The organism is Erwinia sp. B116 (assembly GCF_002865965.1).
GTDB lineage: Bacteria > Pseudomonadota > Gammaproteobacteria > Enterobacterales > Enterobacteriaceae > Erwinia.
This window is the reverse complement of record NZ_JRZZ01000007.1, coordinates 91,597-109,607: the sequence shown is the minus strand read 5'-3', so window position 1 is coordinate 109,607 and position 18,011 is coordinate 91,597. Positions and strand designations below refer to the sequence as shown.

At 61.0% G+C, this 18,011-nt stretch carries 16 protein-coding genes and 1 pseudogene; 6 read left to right on the top strand and 11 right to left on the bottom strand.

The annotated features are described in order from the left end of the window. The first annotated feature begins 49 nt into the window (after positions 1-49). Genes NV64_RS07635 through NV64_RS07625 form a run of 3 tightly spaced genes read left to right on the top strand, consistent with a single transcriptional unit; the run spans position 50 to position 6,019 of the window. The gene (locus tag NV64_RS07635; protein ID WP_101505661.1) at positions 50-1,399 is read left to right on the top strand and encodes a hypothetical protein; all 1,350 of its coding nucleotides are present in this window, start codon (positions 50-52) and stop codon (positions 1,397-1,399) included. Next, complete coding sequence (locus NV64_RS07630) at positions 1,396-3,309, top strand: hypothetical protein (RefSeq protein ID WP_146005459.1); 1,914 nt, start codon at positions 1,396-1,398, stop codon at positions 3,307-3,309. The genes NV64_RS07635 and NV64_RS07630 overlap by 4 nt, the downstream gene beginning before the upstream one ends. Beyond that, complete coding sequence (locus NV64_RS07625) at positions 3,296-6,019, top strand: DEAD/DEAH box helicase family protein (protein ID WP_056241323.1); 2,724 nt, start codon at positions 3,296-3,298, stop codon at positions 6,017-6,019. Before NV64_RS07630 ends, NV64_RS07625 begins: the two co-directional genes overlap by 14 nt. A gap of 13 nt (positions 6,020-6,032) precedes the next feature. On the opposite strand, the gene NV64_RS07620 is transcribed toward NV64_RS07625, so the two are convergent. Together NV64_RS07620 and NV64_RS07615 are read right to left on the bottom strand one after the other, a co-directional pair. Further along, positions 6,033-6,614 carry a flavin reductase family protein gene (locus NV64_RS07620; protein WP_056241327.1) on the bottom strand — a complete coding sequence of 194 codons (582 nt, stop codon included), beginning with the start codon at positions 6,612-6,614 and terminating at the stop codon, positions 6,033-6,035. A gap of 103 nt (positions 6,615-6,717) precedes the next feature. Continuing rightward, complete coding sequence (locus NV64_RS07615) at positions 6,718-7,626, bottom strand: DMT family transporter (RefSeq protein ID WP_101505659.1); 909 nt, start codon at positions 7,624-7,626, stop codon at positions 6,718-6,720. Positions 7,627-7,706: 80 nt separating this feature from the next. Between NV64_RS07615 and map the strand changes: the two genes are divergently transcribed. After that, complete coding sequence (gene map / locus NV64_RS07610) at positions 7,707-8,495, top strand: type I methionyl aminopeptidase (protein ID WP_056241333.1); 789 nt, start codon at positions 7,707-7,709, stop codon at positions 8,493-8,495. Between the two features lie 39 nt (positions 8,496-8,534). On the opposite strand, the gene NV64_RS07605 is transcribed toward map, so the two are convergent. The 5 genes from NV64_RS07605 to NV64_RS07585 form a co-directional block, all read right to left on the bottom strand. Continuing rightward, a complete protein-coding gene (locus tag NV64_RS07605) occupies positions 8,535-9,170 on the bottom strand; it encodes an NrsF family protein (protein WP_056241334.1) in 636 nt (211 codons plus the stop codon). Beyond that, positions 9,154-9,711 (bottom strand): RNA polymerase sigma factor, encoded by a 558-nt coding sequence (locus tag NV64_RS07600; RefSeq protein ID WP_056241769.1) that lies wholly within the window; start codon positions 9,709-9,711, stop codon positions 9,154-9,156. The genes NV64_RS07605 and NV64_RS07600 overlap by 17 nt, the downstream gene beginning before the upstream one ends. 116 nt (positions 9,712-9,827) lie before the next feature. Next, positions 9,828-11,078, bottom strand: coding sequence for a protein-disulfide reductase DsbD (locus tag NV64_RS07595; RefSeq protein ID WP_101505658.1), 1,251 nt, complete (start codon positions 11,076-11,078; stop codon positions 9,828-9,830). 26 nt (positions 11,079-11,104) lie between these two features. Further along, the gene (locus NV64_RS07590; protein ID WP_056241340.1) at positions 11,105-11,680 is read right to left on the bottom strand and encodes a peroxiredoxin; all 576 of its coding nucleotides are present in this window, start codon (positions 11,678-11,680) and stop codon (positions 11,105-11,107) included. Between the two features lie 454 nt (positions 11,681-12,134). Next, positions 12,135-12,560: a hypothetical protein gene (locus NV64_RS07585; protein ID WP_199177636.1), complete on the bottom strand. Its 426-nt coding sequence runs from the start codon at positions 12,558-12,560 to the stop codon at positions 12,135-12,137. Between the two features lie 423 nt (positions 12,561-12,983). Here NV64_RS07585 and NV64_RS07580 point away from each other — a divergent pair, with 423 nt between their 5' ends. Continuing rightward, complete coding sequence (locus NV64_RS07580; RefSeq protein ID WP_056241772.1) at positions 12,984-13,379, top strand: cupin domain-containing protein; 396 nt, start codon at positions 12,984-12,986, stop codon at positions 13,377-13,379. A 73-nt stretch (positions 13,380-13,452) separates the two neighbouring features. Here NV64_RS07580 and NV64_RS07575 read toward each other — a convergent pair whose 3' ends face one another. Continuing rightward, entirely contained in the window at positions 13,453-14,322 is an 870-nt protein-coding gene (locus tag NV64_RS07575; RefSeq protein ID WP_101505656.1) for an ABC transporter substrate-binding protein, read from the bottom strand. Positions 14,323-14,637: 315 nt separating this feature from the next. Here NV64_RS07575 and NV64_RS07570 point away from each other — a divergent pair, with 315 nt between their 5' ends. After that, on the top strand, positions 14,638-14,931 hold the full coding sequence (locus NV64_RS07570; RefSeq protein WP_056241347.1) for a SelT/SelW/SelH family protein: 294 nt from the start codon (positions 14,638-14,640) through the stop codon (positions 14,929-14,931). A gap of 127 nt (positions 14,932-15,058) precedes the next feature. Here the strand turns inward: NV64_RS07570 and NV64_RS07565 are convergent, their stop codons facing one another. The 3 genes and pseudogenes from NV64_RS07565 to NV64_RS23955 all read right to left on the bottom strand — a co-directional run. Next, complete coding sequence (locus NV64_RS07565) at positions 15,059-16,351, bottom strand: MFS transporter (RefSeq protein WP_056241350.1); 1,293 nt, start codon at positions 16,349-16,351, stop codon at positions 15,059-15,061. Positions 16,352-16,580: 229 nt separating this feature from the next. Then, on the bottom strand, positions 16,581-17,729 hold the full coding sequence (dgoD, locus tag NV64_RS07560) for a galactonate dehydratase (protein ID WP_101505655.1): 1,149 nt from the start codon (positions 17,727-17,729) through the stop codon (positions 16,581-16,583). Further along, positions 17,726-18,011: pseudogene (locus NV64_RS23955) on the bottom strand (thiamine phosphate synthase); the annotation flags it as partial. The pseudogene NV64_RS23955 and the gene dgoD, both read right to left, overlap by 4 nt.

The following is an 18,011-nucleotide window of genomic DNA, read 5'->3' as shown; positions in this document are numbered from 1 at the left end:
ACCGGCTGCCGATACTCCCTTATCACAGTGATAAGGGAGTCATGAAAGGATGCAACTCGCGGAGTTTCTTACCGAATATGATCAGCGCCTGACGGCAGAAATCAATAGCGACCCGCTGGGCAACCTGGTTATCTGGTCTGCGTTCGGGCAGCGGGTTTTTCGCCACCGACTCAGCTCGATTTCAAACGACGTGCGCCAGTATACCCTCAATCTGCTGCACCACGCGGTGATCAAACGCCTTACCGAATCCAGCGACCTGACCCCGGCGGACTACCCCGACCTCAACAGCCTGGCGTTTAAACATGCCTGCCTGACGTACCTGGAGAACCTGTTTGTTTACAGTATGCTCAGCGCGCAGGATCGCGAGGACGTGGTGTTGAGCGGGGTTCCCGGCATCCGCATGGGGCAGAAAAACCGGCATGAGAAGCGTGAGCGGCTGCTGTTCAGCCATCGGGGGGACGGCTGGCTGCTGGAACGACAGACGCTGCTGGGCATCAGCGGCCGCTATAAAACGCCGATGATGGAGATGCAGTTTTTTGACCGGCACTACCACTACAGCGGCGCGGAAAGCGGCGCCGTCTGGCAGAAGGCGCAGGTGCTGCTGGGGCACGGCGGCGTGCTGCATCCGCTGTTTACCGCGCTGGTAACCCACCTGCAGCAGCAGCTGGCGCTGCCCGCTGCCCGCCGTATCGCCCGCTTCAGCCAGTGCGATCCGGCGCTGGCCGCACACTACGTGGCGGCTTTTCGCTCGCGGGAACACTGCGGCAGCTACGCGCGTGAATTCTGGCTGGAGGTCACCGGGCTGGATGACGCCGCCGCCGGTGCGCTGGGCGACGTCCTTTTGCAGTGGCCGCCGGCCACCGCATTGCACAACGCTGAGGTGTTCAGGCTTGCGCGTGCCGCACTGCCTGCCGGTGATGCACGCCAGCGGCTGGATGATATCCGCCTGACCGAACCGCTGCTGACCGGTATCGATCTGCTGTTCCGCACGCTGACCTGCCGCCGGCACAACAGCCTGCGGCAGATTGAGGCCGACTGGCGCGCGATGCAGCGGGATGCGCAGACCCTGCCTGCGCTGGCCGTACAGGCGGAACAGGCCGAGGTGGCGTGGCTGGCGGAGAGCACCGCCGGCGAGCGGCGCAGGCAGCTGCTGGACATTGCCCGCGCCGGTACGCTGGCAGAGCAGATTGCCCTGCTGCTGAGCTGGCATCAACGGGTGATGGCGCTGCGCGGTCAGCTGCCCTGGCTGCGGGAGACCGCCCCCGGCCGTTACGCCGTCAGCGTGCTCTCAGCCGCAGTCGACGAGGAGGAGCGGCAGCTGCCAGGCCGCTGGAAAAACAGTTACTACCTGCCGCAGTTTCAGTATCTGCTGCAGGGGTTATGGGGGAACACACCGTGAAACTGCTGACCGAATTTGAACAGCAGCTGGCGGCGTTGCGCGGCCGGGCTCCGCTCGTCCGGGTGTGGATGACCAGCTTTAACCTCAACATCCCGTTTATTGAAAAATACCTGTTGCCGCGTGTGCTGGATGGCGAAGTGGAGCCGGTTACCCGCATGGATTATGAGCTGCTGCAGAGCAGACTCAATGAGAGCGGCCTCGACCTGCGCATCTTCTGCGATCACCGGCTGGCCGGCAGCGACCAGGTGAAGCGCACCGCGCTGAAGATTCATCCGGTGGCTCCCCGCCTGCTGCAGTGGCCGGATGCTGAAATAACGCCGGATCGGCATACCCTGTTTCACCCCAAGGTGATCCTGTTGCAGAACAGCCTCGGCGAGACGATCCTCGGCACTGGCAGCGCAAACCTGACGCTGGGCGGCTGGGGCCGCAATCAGGAGGTGTTTCGCTTCTATCCGGTGAGTGCGCGGGTGCAGTATCAGGCCATTCTCGACTTCTTTGCCCCGCTGCGCCCGTTTCAGGAGCAGGAGAGCCAGCACGAAGGCGGCCTGCCCCCGCGCTGTCGCTATCTGCCGGGGGAGACGGGCTGGCGATTTGTTCACAGCTTCCAGCCCGGTAGTTTTCTCAGCACCCTGTTTCGCGGTATGCGCCGCGGAAGGCTGACGGTCTGGTCGCCTTACCTGGCCGCCGATCTGGCCGGGTTCTGGCAACAGCTGGCGGAAGAGAGTCATAACGCCAGCCTGTCGGTCAGCCTGGTCAGCGATCGGGTGGACGGCCGCGTTTACCGCACCCGCCGGAGCGAAGCGCTGCTGGAGCTGATGGCAGAAGAGAAGCTGCATTTCTGTCATAACCCGCTGCAACAGCCGCACAGCGAGCTGATGCACGCCAAGATCTGGCATCTGCACGACGGTGAACGCGCCAGAATGGCCACCGGCTCGTGGAATTTCACCCCCAGCGGCGTGGGTCACAATATTGAGGCCGGGGTGGTGCAGACGGTCCCGGTCGGTCTGGCGATCGCCGGGGCCGCCCTGCCGCCGGAAGAGGTACACTTTGCCAGCCCTGAACAGCTGGAAGCACTTGGCCCGGACTGGCCGCTGCCGCCACCGTTCGACCTGCAGGTGCACTGGGACTGGCAGCGCGGTGAGTACACTATCAGCGGCAGCTGGGCGGAGGGTAAACCGCAGAGCGGTTACCGGCTGCATCTGCCGGGCGTTAAGGGCAACCTGACGCTGGAGTGGGCGCAGCGCCGCAGCAAGGGCAAAAACAGCTTCCGCCTGATCTCACCGACAACGCTGCACGTGGCCGATAACACCGCACTGCTCCACGATCGTGCCTGGCAGGCGTGGCGCAGGCGTGAAGTTCCGTTTTCCGGGCCGATCGTGGAGAGCCATCCGCACTGCCGCCCGGCACAGGGTTATGCCTCGCTGAACGATCTGCTGCAGGATTTGATTTTACAGCGCGACCCGCAGCAGTCGGACAGCCTGCTGCTGCGCGGTTTGGCAGAAAACCTGGAAACGGATGGCTCTCCGGCGGAGCATGCAACAGACACCGCGCAGGATACCGTGTCGTGGCACGGCCTGTTTCTGGCCTGCTCACAGCTGCGCACCAGGCTGGATGCAGCGGCAACCGGCCAGGCTTTTTACCAGCAGACGTTTGGTTTTCCCGGCGGCCTGGCTGAACTGGTGGCCTTTGCACGTCAGCCGCAGGCGCACCCCAGCCCACTGTTCCGCTGGTTTCTGATTCAGGAGTTAAGTTCGCTGGTAAACCATGCCGGGGAGCTGGCAGAAGCGTGGCCGGAGCTGTCCGGATTGCCGTGGTCGCGCCTGGCACTGCCCTCCTTAAAACTCCCGGTGACAGTGTCACCGCAATATCAGCGCTGGATTAAGAAGAACTGCGGTTATGAAAAACAGTAAACAAGACAAACCGGTTAGCGTGGTACAGGTCGCAGAACGGATCAATTTTGACCTCAGCCAGCCGGACTGGCTGCCGCAACCGGGCGGTAACAGCATGGCCGACCGCCAGGCAGAAGGCGTTGCCGGACTGCTTAACCGCCTGCACGCTGGCGGGCTGGCCCTGCTGGCAGATGAAGTTGGCATGGGCAAAACGCTGCAGGCGTTGGCCGTGATGGCGTGGAACTGGCAGAAGAACCCCGCGGCTAAGGTGCTGGTCATGGCACCGAACCGGGATATCTGCCAGCACTGGGAGACGGAATTTGCTACCTTTTTCGCAAAGCACGTCCGGGATAAGACGCTCTGCCCGGCGCTTACCGTGGCTTACCGGCTGGAGGACCTGGTCACCGCCGTGCAGGCCGGCAGCAGCCAGCTCTGTATCACCACTATCCACGCGCTGAGCCATCTGCTGAGCAGCGCGGAGAAAGAGACCACCGACGATCGTGCTCAGGCTGCTTTTACGGCCGCCAGCCGGATCCATCAGCGGCTTAAAGCGGCGCTGGGCGCACAGGGATTTGACCTGCTGGTGATTGATGAGGCGCACTATTTTCGCCACGCGTGGAGCGGCAGCCAGCGGGCATCTGCCGCGCGCGGACTGTTCGGCCCCCCCGCGCAGCCGCTGAGTCAGCAGGTGCTGCTGATGACCGCCACGCCGAGCTACTCCTCGCTGGATGATATTCCCAATATGTTCAGCTACTTTCTCGCCGCTGAAGGGAGTAACAGCCTGCCGGATGCGGACGAGCTGCTCCGGCGCTTCGCCATCCGGCGGATGCGTATTCTGTCCGGTGCCGGGGGGAAAGCGTTTAACAAATATCACTATCGTGAAGAGCGGGCGCTTCCTGCCTCACTGGCCGGTGACGAACGGGCGGAGCTGTTTTTTGCGCTCTACCATAAGCTGCTGTTAAAAGAGAACGAGCAGGCCGACGCGCCACGTCGTTTTTTCTATGGATATCTGGAAGGGTTTGAGTCCACCACCCCGCAGCGTCCGACCGAACAGGCTGACAATGATAATCAGGGGCAGTCGTGGCATCAGGCACCCGACTCCTCACTGTTGCAGCAGCTGACAGAGGCTCATCAGAAATTCACCGGCAGTGTGCCGGAGCACCCGAAATATCAGCAGCTGGTCGATCTCTGCCGCGCCAGCGATCCGCTGACGCCTTGCAAAAATATCGAAGAGCATAAGCATCTGGTGTTCGTACGCCGTATCCCCTCCGTGCGCGAATTAACCCGCCGCATCAATGATGATTATGACCGCCAGCAGGCACGGCTGCTGCTGGAGGCCTGGCTGCCGGAAGACCAGGTGGCGGAAAATCTTGCGCAGTGGCACCAGGATAAATGGTCACGCAGCTGGTTTAACGGGATGGTTCGTTGGCAGTCAGCGGTGTCGCAGAATGCCTCCCGTACCGGTAAAAAACGCGCCAGGACGAGATCTGAGACCGCAGCTGTTACCGATCCTGTCTACCAGGATGAATATGATGCCGACGCTGACCACGACCTGCCGCACCGGGAGGACGATGCTACGGGTTCGCGCATCGCCGATCTGTTTACGGTAAAAAAAGGGGGTAACCCCGAAGAAAACCGCAGCGACTGCGCCAACGTGCGCCAGCGCTTTCGCAAAAAAGAGAGTCTGTTTGCTCTGTTTCTTGAGCCGGCAGCGGACTATTGCCAGGCTGAGTACCCAGGGGGGGATCACGCTGCTGAACAGGATCGGGATCGCATTAACTATGTGCTGGCCGCGCAGCATTACCGCCTGCTCGGGCAACAGGCAGTGCAGCGGCGGCTCCCCATCAGCCAGCCAGCCACCACCGCCTGGGCACTGGTCTGGCCGCTGCTGATCGCATCTGAGCAGCAGCAAATTCTTGACTGGCGCAAGACAAACCCGCGCATCGTGGAGAACTTTTCCCGCTATCTGCAAAGCGGTTTCCTCTACGCCAGCCCGGTAATGATCGAGCTATACTGCTGGTACACCGGCTTCTGGCGGCAGCGCCAGCAACGGGGAGAAGCTGAAGGCGTTGAAGGCGAATACCGCGCTTTTATCCGCTTTGTGCAACCGAAAATCGCCGGGTCGCATCTTTTTAACTACTTTTCCGCCGCGCTGCGCACCTTTGAGGCGCTGTGCACAAAGGTCGTCTCGCGTTCGCTGGAAGACTGCGATACGCCCTGGACATTTATCAGCAGCATGCACAGCCCCGCCCGCTTTGCCAGCGGTGAAACGGGCAACCGGACGCCGCTGAAAATCGGTTTTAACAGCCCGTTCTACCCCAACGTGCTGGTCGCCACCGCCGTGTTCCAGGAGGGCGTTAACCTGCACCTGCAGTGCCGTAAGGTGCACCACTACGGGCTGGCCTGGACACCAGGCGCAAATGAGCAACGTATCGGCCGGGTGGATCGGCTGTTCGGGCTGCTAAACCATCAGCTGCGCCAGCGGGGGGAAACGCGCCTGACCATTAACTACCCTTATCTGGAAAACTCCTTCGACCAGGAGCAGCTGGCGCGCTTTATCATCGCCAAACACCAGGTGGAAAAGCGGGTAGATGCCTGCCGCGTCCAGGCGTTCAGCGGCGAGATTGATATGCAGGTAGACGGCAGCCGCTGGCGCGACTATCTGCGCCAGCCCGATCCTGACGCCAGCGCGATCGATCCCTGGCCGGCGCTGCGGGAGGATGAGGGCTGACCCCTCGCCCCGGTCACTCTTCCGCTACGTTCAGCGACTCGCCGGTGGCGTAGAACTGGCCGCCGGCCACGTAGTGCAGGCTGCGCAGAGACGGGTCCGCCTGTTCGAAATGCCAGTGACCGTCGCTGAACACCCGGCTGTCGGCCCAGGCCCCGATCACTTCACCAATAAACAGGTCGTGCGCCTGCTGGTTATGCGGCTCGTTAATCAGGCGGCAGGCCAGCCAGCCGGAGCAGCCAGCAACAAACGGCAGGTCGAAGCCGTCGAAGCCGAACAGCTCAACGCCGTGACGCGCCAGCTTATCCGGCTGGTCGGCCAGGCTGCTGTGGCCCACCGCGTGGGTCAGTTTGATTTGCGCCACCGTCGGCACCTGAAGAACAAACTGACCGCTACCTTCAATCAGCTGGCGCGTCACCGCGATTTTATCCAGCACCACCAGCACTTTCGGCGGATTGAAATCCAGCCCGGTAGCCCAGGCGGCGGCCATCACATTGTCCACGCCGTCATGCCGCCCGGAGACCAGCACCGTCGGCCCGTGGTTAATTAAACGCCAGGATTTTTCTAAGGCTACGGGGCGAATAAACGTATTGTTCATCAGGACAGCTCTCTTTTGATTAGTGAAGTCGACTCAATCTCGATCCGATGTTTATCGGACACCCATCATTATTTTCTCGTCAGGCCGCCGTTCACCGGAATGGTTAATTTGCAACCTTCCTGACACGATAACGCTGTACAAACGTACTCAACACCCCCGGCAGGCACATGCCCAGCAGGATAAAAGCGCCACCGGTCACTACGTTATCAGACAGGGTTTCGTGCAGCAGCCAGACGGCAAACAGCGCGGAGAATACCGGGTCAAGATTGTAGATCAGAATCGCCCGCGTTGGGGTGGTGAAGCGCTGATAGTGGGTCTGCACCCAGAAGGCAAATACGGTCGAGAAGACGGCGGTTATCAGCAGTGCGGTCAGCAGCGAGGTGTCAACATGGTCGGGGAACAGCGGCTGACCGGTGCCCAGCAGTGCCAGCAGCATCATCACCGTCATGGTAGCAATCTGAATCACCGTCAGCGTCAGCGTATCGTGACGGCCGCTCCAGCGGTCCAGCGCGAGGATATGCAGGGCAGAGAAAAACGAGCCGGCAATCACCAGCAGATCGCCCTGCCGCAGTTGCAGGCTGCTGATGTCTGACATCAGGGCCAGCCCGAGCAGCGCACAGCCGGTCGCCAGCCAGGCGTCTGCACCGGGGAAACGGCCGGCCAGCAGCGCCGCCAGTAACAGCACCCAGATCACATTCAGGCCCGCCAGAAAACCGGTGCTGGCCGCCGAGGTCTGTTGCAGCCCGAAGATCAGCAACAGATAGGTCGCGCCCAGTAACGTCCCCAGCAGCACGCCGGTCATCAGGGTGCTGCGCTGCACCCTGAGCAGTTTTTTGCCGGTCAGTGGCAGCATCAGCAGCGTCGACAGCAGAAAACGCAGGAACAGCACCATCAGCACCGGATAGACATCCACCGCGCTTTTCATCACCGGAAAGCCGATTCCCCAGCCCGCCGCCACGCAAACCAGTAATCCCTCCGCCAGCCAGCGCTGACGTGCATTCACCTTTTCCATGCTATCCCTGAATCAGTGTTTCAATTAACTCGTTGAATCTATTAAAATGCCTTATCAGACACTGAAATACGAGAATTGAGATGGAAAAAGTCAAAATCCACTCCGCGGCGGAGATTGAACAGGCGCGCACCGCGGGCAACCTGGCGGCGCAGGTGCTGGCGATGATCGGCGAACACGTGCGTCCGGGCGTCACCACCGAGCAGCTCGACGCGATCTGCCACGACTATATCGTCAACACGCTGAAGTGCATCCCGGCCAATATCGGCTATCACGGCTATACCAAAACCGTCTGCACCTCGGTGAATCACGTGGTGTGCCACGGCATCCCTACCGATAAGAAAGGCCTGCGCGACGGTGATATCGTCAATATTGACGTGGCGCTGATCTGCGACGGCTGGTTTGGCGATACCAGCCGCATGTACTACGTCGGCACGCCGTCGATTCGTGCAAAGCGGCTGGTTGAAGTCACCTACGAGGCGATGCTGGCCGGCATCCGCGCCGTGCGCCCTGGCAACACCCTCGGCGATATCGGCTCCGCGATCCAGAAGCTGGCCGAAGCCAGCGGCTTCAGCGTGGTGCGCGAGTACTGCGGCCACGGCATTGGCCGTATCTATCATGACGTACCGCAGATCCTGCACTACGGTAATCCGGGCCAGGGCATGGTGCTGGAACCGGGGATGATCTTCACCATTGAACCGATGATCAACGCCGGTAAGCAGGCGGTGAGCGTGCTGGGCGACGGCTGGACGGTGGTGACCAAAGACCGCTCACTGTCGGCGCAGTGGGAGCACACCGTTGCCGTCACCGAAACCGGCTTCGATCTGTTAACGCCGTGGCCGGACGGGCTGGGTGATTACTCGCCGGTGTAATAGCGGTTAACGTTCCTGAGGGCTGCCGCCGGGCTGCCCTCAGGAACGCGGCAGGCCAACCAGCCAGCGGCCGCTGACGAGAGTCAGCGCGATAATGCTGATAAAGGCGGCGACGTGCAGCAGCAGATCCAGCGGATGCTGATGCACCGGGTGGCACAGCATCAGCAGCGCCATCGCCATACAGGCGACGCCAAAACCGGCCGCCGCCAGGCTTTGTAACGGATAGAGCGTGCGGGTGCGCCGCAGGTAGAGCAGCGTTATCAGCACCATCGGCACGCTGACCGTCAGCATAAAGCGATAGCAGCTGCTGGCATCATGATCGGCCGACGGCAGCGTCGCGGTCGCCTGCCCCATCAGCAGCGCCAGCAGCCAGCCAGCGGCCAGCGGCAGTAACCATTTCCAGCTCAGCTTACGCCGTCCGGCGATACTTAACGTGAAGGCCTGCAGCATGGCAAACAGCCCGGCCAGCAGGCACAGCGCCAGCTGCAGCAGCGCCCATTCTGCACCGGGCTGCGACCAGTCGGTCAGCGGCCGGGCGGAAAGCAGGCTCATCAACGCGCCGCACGGCAGCGCGATCAACAGCCAGCTTAACAGGCGCCACGGCCGGGTAAGCGGCCGCCGCACCGGTACGGCATCACGGCTCAGTTCGGCGATAAGTTTACGATGATCGGTCATTTTTTTCTCCATAGCGCCGCAGGGTGGTCAGCGCCCGATGCAGCAGCGACTTCACCGCCGCGACGCTCAGCTGGCTTTTACTGGCCGCCTCGGCCAGGCTCATCTCCCGCAGATGAATATCTTCCACCACCTCACGCTGGCGCAGCGGCAGCTGGCCGAGAATGCCCTGCAGTTCGCGCTGGCGGTCGCGCTGATGCAGGGAAAATCCCGGCTCATCACCGCGCGCCGCCGGCGCGTCTGGCGGTTCGCTCACGTCACCGTTCGGGCCGTCAGCAGCCGGGTGCCAGCGGCGATCGCGGCCGCGACGGCGCAGCGCATCCGTGCTGCGCGCGGAGACGATCGCCGTCAGCCAGGGTAAAAATGGGCAGCGCGGATCGTAGGTGTGCCGCACCCGGTGCAGGCTGAGCAGCACGTCCTGGATCACATCCTCGGTGAGCAGCGGATCGGCAATCTGCCGCCGTATCAGCGCGCGGATCGCCGGCAGCAGGCTGGTCAGCAGGCGGGCGTACGCCTGGCCGTCGCCGCGCTGGGCACGGGCCATCAGGCGCGGCCACGCTTCACGCGGCGCGGGCTGTGGCGAACTCTCTTGCTCTGCGACGGTCACGCTGGCATTCCCTTCCTCACGAAATCCGGCGCGCCCGCAGGCGCGCAGAATGGTTATGTTTTTTTCGCCGCCGCACGTTCCAGCGCACTGACCACAATCGCCGGGGTCAGCACCTGCGGCAGCACTTCCGGCTTACCGCCGCTGGCGGGGTAGACCAGGTAGAACGGCAGGCCGCCCTGACCAAACTTCGTCAGCATATCGTCAATATCCGGGTTAAATTTGGTTGAGTCGCCAACCATATACAGGGTATCGGTGCGCGCCAGCGCCGCTTTCACCGCGGCGGTGGAGAGTGACGTGCGTTCGTTCACCTGGCAGGTAATACACCAGGAGGCGGTAAAGTTAACCAGAATCGGCCGACCTTTGCCCTCGTTTTCGCTCAGCGCCTGCGGCGTCCAGGCGACGGGCGTGGTTTTCTCCTGCCCCGCCGGTGGCGTGCTGGTGGCTAACGCCGTCGGCGCTGCCGTGACCTTCATCACCCCCGGCAGCGGGATCACCGTCACCAGCAGCAGCACGGCGGCCACCGCCAGCAGCGCCTTATAGCTGCGCCCGGCAAACTGGCGGTGCTGCGCAATGCCGTAGATCCAGGCAGCAAAACTGACCACCACCGAAGCCGCCAGCAGCGCGGCCAGCGCGGTGGTGCCCGCCTGCTGCGCCAGCACCCAAACCAGCCATCCCCAGGCGGCAAACATCGGGAATGCCAGCCCGCGCCGCAGCGTCGCCATCCAGGCGCCGGGACGCGGCAGCCGCTGCGCCAGCGCCGGGAACAGCGAAATCAGCACAAAAGGCGCGGCGAAGCCGAGCGCCAGCATCAGGAAAATCAGCAGCGCCACGGCGGTCGGCTGCACCAGCGCATAGCCAACCGCGCCGGCCATAAAGGGCGCCGAGCACGGCGTGGCGACGATAATCGACAGCGCGCCGGTCAGCGCCGAGCGGGTAAAGGTGCCCTTGCCGCCGTCGATCGACCCCGCGCGCTGCGCCGTTAAGCCGACTTCAAACACCCCCAGCAGATTAACGGCAGCCAGCAGGATCACCAGCGCCAGCGCGGCGACCACCAGCGGAGACTGCAGCTGGAAGCCCCAGCCGACCGCCGTACCGCCGGCGCGCAGGGCCAGCAACAGCGCGGCCAGCGCCAGCATGGTCACCACCACGCCGAGCAGAAAGCCCAGCCCCTCTTTACGCGTTTCCGCGGCGTTGCCCTGCTGCCCGAGCAGGCTGAGCGCCTTCAGTGAGATCACCGGGAAAACGCAGGGCATAAAATTCAGGATCAGGCCGCCTGCAAAGGCGGCCAGCATGGCGGTTAACATGATGCTGGCCTCGGTGATATTGCGGATTACAGTGCTTTAGCGGGATGCGTTTCGCTGTACTGCTTCACGGCGGCCATCGTTTTGTCGATGTGCGTTTCCGGGTTGCGGTCGGTATAGCTGAGCAGGATTTTGCCGTCCATAGCTATCACATAGGAGGTGCGGTCAGAGAGCGTTTTATCTGCCAGCTTGATCAACGTATCGTACTCGGTAGCCACTTTCGCGCCCGGGTCAGCCGCGACGGCAAACTTATCGCGGCACTCAAGGCGCGAGAACTCGCCGATCTGATCGACATTGCCGGCCGTAACGCCAACCACGCTGGCCCCGAGCTTTTTGAAGCCGTCGGTCGCTTCGGCAAAGGCGTGTGCCTCAATGGTGCAACCGGCGCTAAAGGCGGCCGGGAAGAAGTAGAGCACTACCGGCCCTTTCTTCAGCGCCTGCTGCAGCGAGAAGCTCATCGGCTTGCCGCCCAGCGCCGCCTGCAGGGTAAAGTCCGGCGCTTTTTCACCGGCCTTAAGTGCTGCCTGCGCCGGCAGCGCAGCGACGGACAAGCCCAGAACGGCGGTGGCGGTCAGTGCGGAGAACATTTTTTTCATGCGGGTCATAGTCCACTCCTGTCAGATAAGATTCAGATTAAGGGTATGCTTTCTTCTATGGTTCGCCAGCATGCGCAGAAAGTTTCGCAGGAATGCATAAAAAGATAAAAAAGTGAGGTACCCGGCGAAGGGGACGCACCCTTAAAGTGAACTTTAATGCGCAAGGGAGCGAGTTGATTAGGTTGTTTTTCAACCTTTGGTTGAGTCTTCTCAGGGAACGGGTTAAAATAGTCTTCGGATGGTTACAGGGATTTCGGCAACGGAATCGCATCCCACTTCCCGATAACGGGTTCATCCATGATGGTAAAGTGTCCTGCCCCGCCCTAAGGCGGCTGAGCCCCCCGCAAGGGGGGCGATTCTTTCAGGATCTGAATAGTTTCCCCTTCCTGCCTTGACTCTCTTTTTTGACACTATCTTCAGCTGTTTGCTCAGCGCCTTAATCTCTCTGTGCTGTAACGTTCCCTTACCGGTATCGGTTTCGTGCCTCTTTTGGCATCGCCGCTGTTTTCGGGCGTTTTGCGGTGTCCATCGCAATTTTAAAGATACTCACCGACTTGTTAGGTACAGGCACACCCGGTGCTCCGGGTCCTTCACGCACAAAAAAGGCCGAGAGAATGTGCATCCTTAGCAGGCGTTTCTCTTTGTAGAAGGCGATACAAATTTTATAAGGTTCGACCTGTCCAGTGGCGCTGTTCATCATGTCCAGCGTGAAAAATTTCTCAGCCGCCGTGTGATACAAATTCATTGCAGGCAGATTCTTCAGGATATGTCTTAGCTGTTTTGAAGCCTCATAGCGCTCCATACATATGGCTATTTTCTCGCGACCATCTTCGTAGCGGAAAGGGATATTCCAGGCAGTAGCATCCTTTGCGATGGCAGTGAAGGCCATAGGTCACCACAAATGTGTAATTCTGACTTCGGCCTTTCAAACCGATCTCATGCGCATCCAGATGCGACAGTGAATAAGAAACGTTGTTAAAAACGAAGGCAGGCCAGTTTTGGATCGACACGATTTGATACTTTGCCACGCTGCGTTACCTGAAATCGATGAGGAACATGCGCTACCCTCCAGGAGTAACGTTCTCACTGATGCTATTGCGAGCAGCCTGGGCACTTCAAGGGTTTCATCTATAAAATTACGTTGTCATAGCGAGATAATAAATCACATCAATAATATGAAGTTACAGAGAGAAAGTGAAACGCCCGGTTCATTCATTTTTTTGCACAGTAACTAAAAATTTGTCATAAGGCCGACGAGGTTACCGCTGGCATACTGGCTGCTGTGATCTGTTTTAATCAGGGATTTCTGATGATCGACGTAACGAAAAAAGCCAGCACCCCCACCACCGATGGCCCGGCCAGCTACTTCAGCGGTAGGGTAAAGATTAACCAGCCGTTTAAAACCACCGAACCGGCACGGGTCAGCGGGGCTACCGTGTCATTCAGCCCCGGCGCGCGCACCGCCTGGCATACGCATCCACTGGGGCAGACGCTGATCGTGATCGCCGGCCAGGGTTGGGTGCAGGAGTGGGGAAAAGCCGCGCAGCCGATCGCCGAAGGCGACAGCGTATGGATCCGCCCCGGCGTGAAACACTGGCACGGGGCCGGAGTGGAGAGCAGCATGACCCATGTGGCGATTGCTGAGGAGGTGAACGGCAGCGCCATTGACTGGCTGGAGCATGTGACGGATGAGCAGTATCAGCAATAACATTCACAACCCCGGGTGACCTGTCAGGGGATCCTCCCAATGCGGCAGCCATCGGCCAGCGTTCTCTGCTTTTTCATCGTGGTTCCTGTACCACCGCGGCGGCAATCGCCAGCGGCTGGGTGATAAATCCGGCGGCCAACAGATCGTCGGCCTGCCGTTGCTGCCCGGCGAGCAGCGCATCGTTCATCCGTTGAATACCCCACGGCCGCGCGCCAATGGTCGTCAGCCAGTGGGCGGCGCTGACCGCGCCGGGCAGGTGCTGGTGCAGCAGCTCTGCTGCCTGGCGCGGATGCAGGGCGATCCAGCGATCGTTGGCGGTCAGCGCGTCGAGCAGCGGTTCCGCCAGCGCTTCGTGCTGCTGCAGCCAGCGCCGGCGGCACCAGAACAGCGAGCGGTTGGCGATCGCATCGTCGGCCTGGGCCACGCAGCGGATTTTTTTAGCATCCCGCGCTGCGGTCAGCCAGGGGTCAATCGCCGCCCACAGATCCACCCGCCCTTCACGCAGCGCGCGCGCCGAATCGCTGCCGTTGAGATCGACCAGCGTGACGTCTTCCAGCCGTAGCCCCTGCTGCAGCAACAGGCGGGCGATAAAGCGATCGGTAAACGAGCCCTGCATACAGGCAATGCGCGCGCCGCGCAGGTCGTCGAGGCTTCTGTATGGCCCCTCCTTCATCGCCAGTAGCGCGCAGCTGGCCCCGCGATCCGGCGAGGCGGCGAGATAGGCGACGTCCAGTCCGTTGCCGGCGGCGATCACCGGCGGCGTCGAGCCGGTGCCGGCCACGTCCAGCCGTCCATCGCTCAGCAGGCTGGCGCTGTCGCCGCCGTGCAGGTAGTCCACCCAGGCCACCCCGCCCGCGTCTGCCAGCGCGCTCTCCAGCACGCCGCGATGGCGCAGAATAAACAGCGACAGGTTGTCCGGGTGGCTGCCAATACGAAGCGTCATGACGCCACCCTCTTAAACCCGTCGTAGTCAGTTTTGTAACTGCCGTCCGCCGTCCACGGCTGCGGCCCGTCGGGGACGGTAAGATACCAGTAGATTTCCATGTCGTTTCCTTTCTGAATTCTGAGTAGCCTCTCTCAGCAATAGCAAACCGCAGGCGGCGGGACAAAGAAGAAATCGGGGAATCGTCAGAGGAAGAAAGCATTTATTCGCGTCATCCCGCAGGCCGCCTGTGCTGCGCGACAGCCGGGCACTAAAACGTTAGACTACAGAGACTTGTTTAACCGCGATCGCCGCCCCCTTCCGAGGAGTTCAGCCATGAGTACCCTGCCCGTTGTGACCATTAACTACTGTTCCCAGTGCAACTGGATGCTGCGCGCCAGCTGGATGGCGCAGGAGCTGCTGCACACCTTCAGCACCGATCTCGGCGCGGTGACGCTGGTGCCCGGCACCGGCGGCATTTATCAGATCCATGTTAACGAACAACTTATCTGGGATCGCAAAACGGATAACGGCTTCCCGGACGCCGCTGAAATCAAACGTCGCCTGCGCGCGGTGTGCTGGCCGGAGCGTGATCTGGGGCATATTGATAAGCATCAGGCGGCGCAGTAAGCGCCTGTCAGCGGCGTGACGAGGGGGGCTGTTGCGCAGCGCTGACCTGCGGTTTCAGGAGAGGATTATGCACCGTGCAGCCACACGGGCTGCACGGTGTGCAGGCGGTTCGCATGCAGGAGTCGACTCAGCCGACCCGCTTCACGTCGCCCACCAGCAGGATGTAGGAGAGTGCGCCGAGCAGCGCCACGCAGGAGATATAGGTTAACGCCGGGGCAAAGCCGTAATCCTGCGCCAGATAACCGACCACCAGCGGCACGGTGATGCCCCCCAGTCCGCCAACGAAGTTAAATACGCCGCCGGTTAAGCCAATCAGCCGCACCGGAGCTAGCGACGAGACCAGCGACCAGGTGATCGAGGCAAAACCGTTGCCAAAGAACGCCACCGCCATCAGCACCATGATCCACAGCGGATCGTTGGTGTAGTTCGCGCCCATAATGCAGGTGGAGATCAGCAGGCCGCAGATAATCGGCGTTTTCCGCGCAAAACCGATCGAACGGCCGCTGCGTACCAGCCGGTCCGCCACCATCCCGGAGAGGATCACCCCGACAAACGCGGCGAGGAACGGTACGGTGGTCATAAAGCCGGCCGTGAGCGCCGCGATCTGCTTCTCCTGGGTCAGGTAGTTAGGGAACCAGGTGAGGAAGAACCACAGCGTCGAGGTCACCGCGAACTGTCCGAGATAGACGCCGCACAGCTTACGATGGAACACCAGCTTCCAGTCCGCCGCGGTCATCTTCACCCGCGTCTTTTTCTCCACCGGCGCATCGCCGTCGATCATGCCGCCGCCGTCGCGGATATAGTCAAGTTCGGCCTGGTTGATGCCGGCGCTTTTACGCGGGGCCTGATAGTATCTGATCCAGATAAACGACCAGATAATGCCGATGCCGCCGGTGATGATAAACACCCAGTGCCAGCTCAGCAGCTCCTGGATCCAGATCAGCAGCGGGGTCAGAAACGCCAGGCCGACAAACTGGCCTGAGGTGTAGAAGCCCACCGCCGAAGCGCGCTCCTGCTCGGGGAACCAGCTGGTCACCAGCCGGTTATTGGTCGGGAACGCCGGCGCTTCGAAGATGCCGGTGATCGCCCGCAGGCCAATCAGCGACATCAGCCCGGTGGCAAAGCCCTGCAGCAGCGTCGCCACCGACCAGCCGAAGATGGCGATAAAGTAGGTCAGCCGCGAGCCTACGCGGTCAAGGAACCAGCCGCCGGGGATCTGGCACAGCGTATAGAGCCAGGCAAAGGCGGAGAAGACGTAACCCATCTGCGCCTTGCTGATGCCAAACTCCTCCTGAATGTGCGCGGAGGCCACGGCAAGATTGGCGCGATCGACGTAGCAGATCACCACGGTAATAAAAATCATCAGCAGCGTTAAATAACGCCTGCGGGTTGGTCTGGCGTTAACCTGAGAAAGTTCCATAGAGGGTACCTGTTATATTTAAGGTGCCGGGTTGCGCACCGGGTAGAGGTTGTGTTGAAAACGGCATGGCCCACCCTGCCGCGCTAAATATGCGCCGTGGGTTATTATTGTGCCATGCCGGATGCGTGCAGAAGCGGTCGTGCGGCCTGACTGAGGCGCAGCCGATCCCGTCCCTGTTTTATTAACAGGCTGTTTTAATCTGTTTTCACTGTTTATTCAGTAACGGCAATTACCACTCGGCGACGGAGCCGTCCGGCAGACGCCACAGCGGATTCCGCCAGTCCGGTGCCTGTTTGCTGCGTTCAGTCACCAGCTCTTCATTAATTTCCACCCCGAGGCCAGGTTTCTGCAGGGGGGCAAAGTGGCCGTCATCCATTTTAAAGTCATCTTTATTCAGCACGTAATCCAGCAGTTCGGCCCCTTTGTTGTAGTGGATACCCATGCTCTGCTCCTGGAATACCGCATTGCGCGAGACAAAGTCGACGTGCAGGCAGGCGGCCAGTGCAATCGGCCCCAGCGGGCAGTGCGGAGCCAGCGCCACGTCATAGGCTTCCGCCATTGCGGCGATTTTATAGCACTCGGTAATCCCACCGGCGTGCGACAGGTCCGGCTGCAGAATCGCCAGGCCACCGGCCTGCAGCACGCGTTTAAATTCAAAGCGGTCAAACATCCTTTCACCGGCGGCAATAGGAATATGCGTTTGCGCCGCCAGCTTCGGATAATATTCCGCCTGTTCGGCCAGTACCGGCTCTTCAATAAACAGCGGGCGATACGGCTCCAGCTCTTTAATTAATACTTTTGCCATTGGTGCGCTGACGCGGCCGTGGAAATCCAGGCCAAATTCAATCTGATTACCGAAGGCTTCACGGATCTGCGCTACGGTATTCACCGCAGCGTCAATTTTCTGTGAACTGTCAATAATGCCCATCTCTTCGCAGCCGTTAAGCTTAAAAGTATCGACGCCGATCGCCCGCAGCTTATTAATACCGGCGATCACCTCGGCCGGACGGTCACCGCCTACCCAGCTGTAGGCTTTCATTTTGTCGCGCACCAGACCGCCCAGCAGCTGCCACACCGGCACCCCCAGCACTTTGCCTTTAATATCCCACAGCGCCTGGTCGATACCGGCAATGGCGCTCATCAGGATCGGGCCGCCGCGGTAGAAGCCGCCGCGATACATCACCTGCCACAGATCGTTAATGCGGGCCGGGTCCTGGCCAATCAGGTACTCCGACAGCTCGTGCACCGCCGCTTCCACGCTGCGCGCGCGCCCTTCGATTACCGGCTCGCCCCAGCCGACCACGCCTGCATCGGTCTCAATCTTCAGAAACATCCAGCGCGGTGCCAGGCGGTAAGTGGTCAGTTTGGTTATTTTCATCGTAACGCTTCCTTATATGCGGCAACAAATGCGAGTGCCTGGTCAACGGTGCGCGCCAGCGGCTGCCCGGCACGGTAGAGATCGCTGCCCAGCCCGGCGCCGATGCACCCTGCCGCCAGCCACTGATGCAGGTTCTGCGGGGTGACGCCGCCGACGGCGAACACCGGCACCTCCGGCGGCAGCACCGCCTTCAGGGCTTTGATATAGTCCGGGCCAAACGCCGCGGAGGGAAAGATTTTCAGCGACTGTGCGCCGGCCTGCAGCGCGGTAAAAGCTTCAGTG

Excerpts from the sequence above, each read along its gene's own strand:
- NV64_RS07635 (WP_101505661.1), top strand. The coding sequence starts at position 50 with ATGCAACTCGCGGAGTTTCTTACCGAATATGATCAGCGCCTGACGGCA.
- NV64_RS07625 (WP_056241323.1), top strand. The coding sequence starts at position 3,296 with ATGAAAAACAGTAAACAAGACAAACCGGTTAGCGTGGTACAGGTCGCA.
- NV64_RS07620 (WP_056241327.1), bottom strand. The coding sequence starts at position 6,614 with ATGAACAATACGTTTATTCGCCCCGTAGCCTTAGAAAAATCCTGGCGT.
- NV64_RS07615 (WP_101505659.1), bottom strand. The coding sequence starts at position 7,626 with ATGGAAAAGGTGAATGCACGTCAGCGCTGGCTGGCGGAGGGATTACTG.
- map (WP_056241333.1), top strand. The coding sequence starts at position 7,707 with ATGGAAAAAGTCAAAATCCACTCCGCGGCGGAGATTGAACAGGCGCGC.
- NV64_RS07605 (WP_056241334.1), bottom strand. The coding sequence starts at position 9,170 with ATGACCGATCATCGTAAACTTATCGCCGAACTGAGCCGTGATGCCGTA.
- NV64_RS07600 (WP_056241769.1), bottom strand. The coding sequence starts at position 9,711 with ATGGCCCGTGCCCAGCGCGGCGACGGCCAGGCGTACGCCCGCCTGCTG.
- NV64_RS07595 (WP_101505658.1), bottom strand. The coding sequence starts at position 11,078 with ATGTTAACCGCCATGCTGGCCGCCTTTGCAGGCGGCCTGATCCTGAAT.
- NV64_RS07590 (WP_056241340.1), bottom strand. The coding sequence starts at position 11,680 with ATGACCCGCATGAAAAAAATGTTCTCCGCACTGACCGCCACCGCCGTT.
- NV64_RS07585 (WP_199177636.1), bottom strand. The coding sequence starts at position 12,560 with ATGGCCTTCACTGCCATCGCAAAGGATGCTACTGCCTGGAATATCCCT.
- NV64_RS07575 (WP_101505656.1), bottom strand. The coding sequence starts at position 14,322 with ATGACGCTTCGTATTGGCAGCCACCCGGACAACCTGTCGCTGTTTATT.
- NV64_RS07570 (WP_056241347.1), top strand. The coding sequence starts at position 14,638 with ATGAGTACCCTGCCCGTTGTGACCATTAACTACTGTTCCCAGTGCAAC.
- NV64_RS07565 (WP_056241350.1), bottom strand. The coding sequence starts at position 16,351 with ATGGAACTTTCTCAGGTTAACGCCAGACCAACCCGCAGGCGTTATTTA.
- dgoD (WP_101505655.1), bottom strand. The coding sequence starts at position 17,729 with ATGAAAATAACCAAACTGACCACTTACCGCCTGGCACCGCGCTGGATG.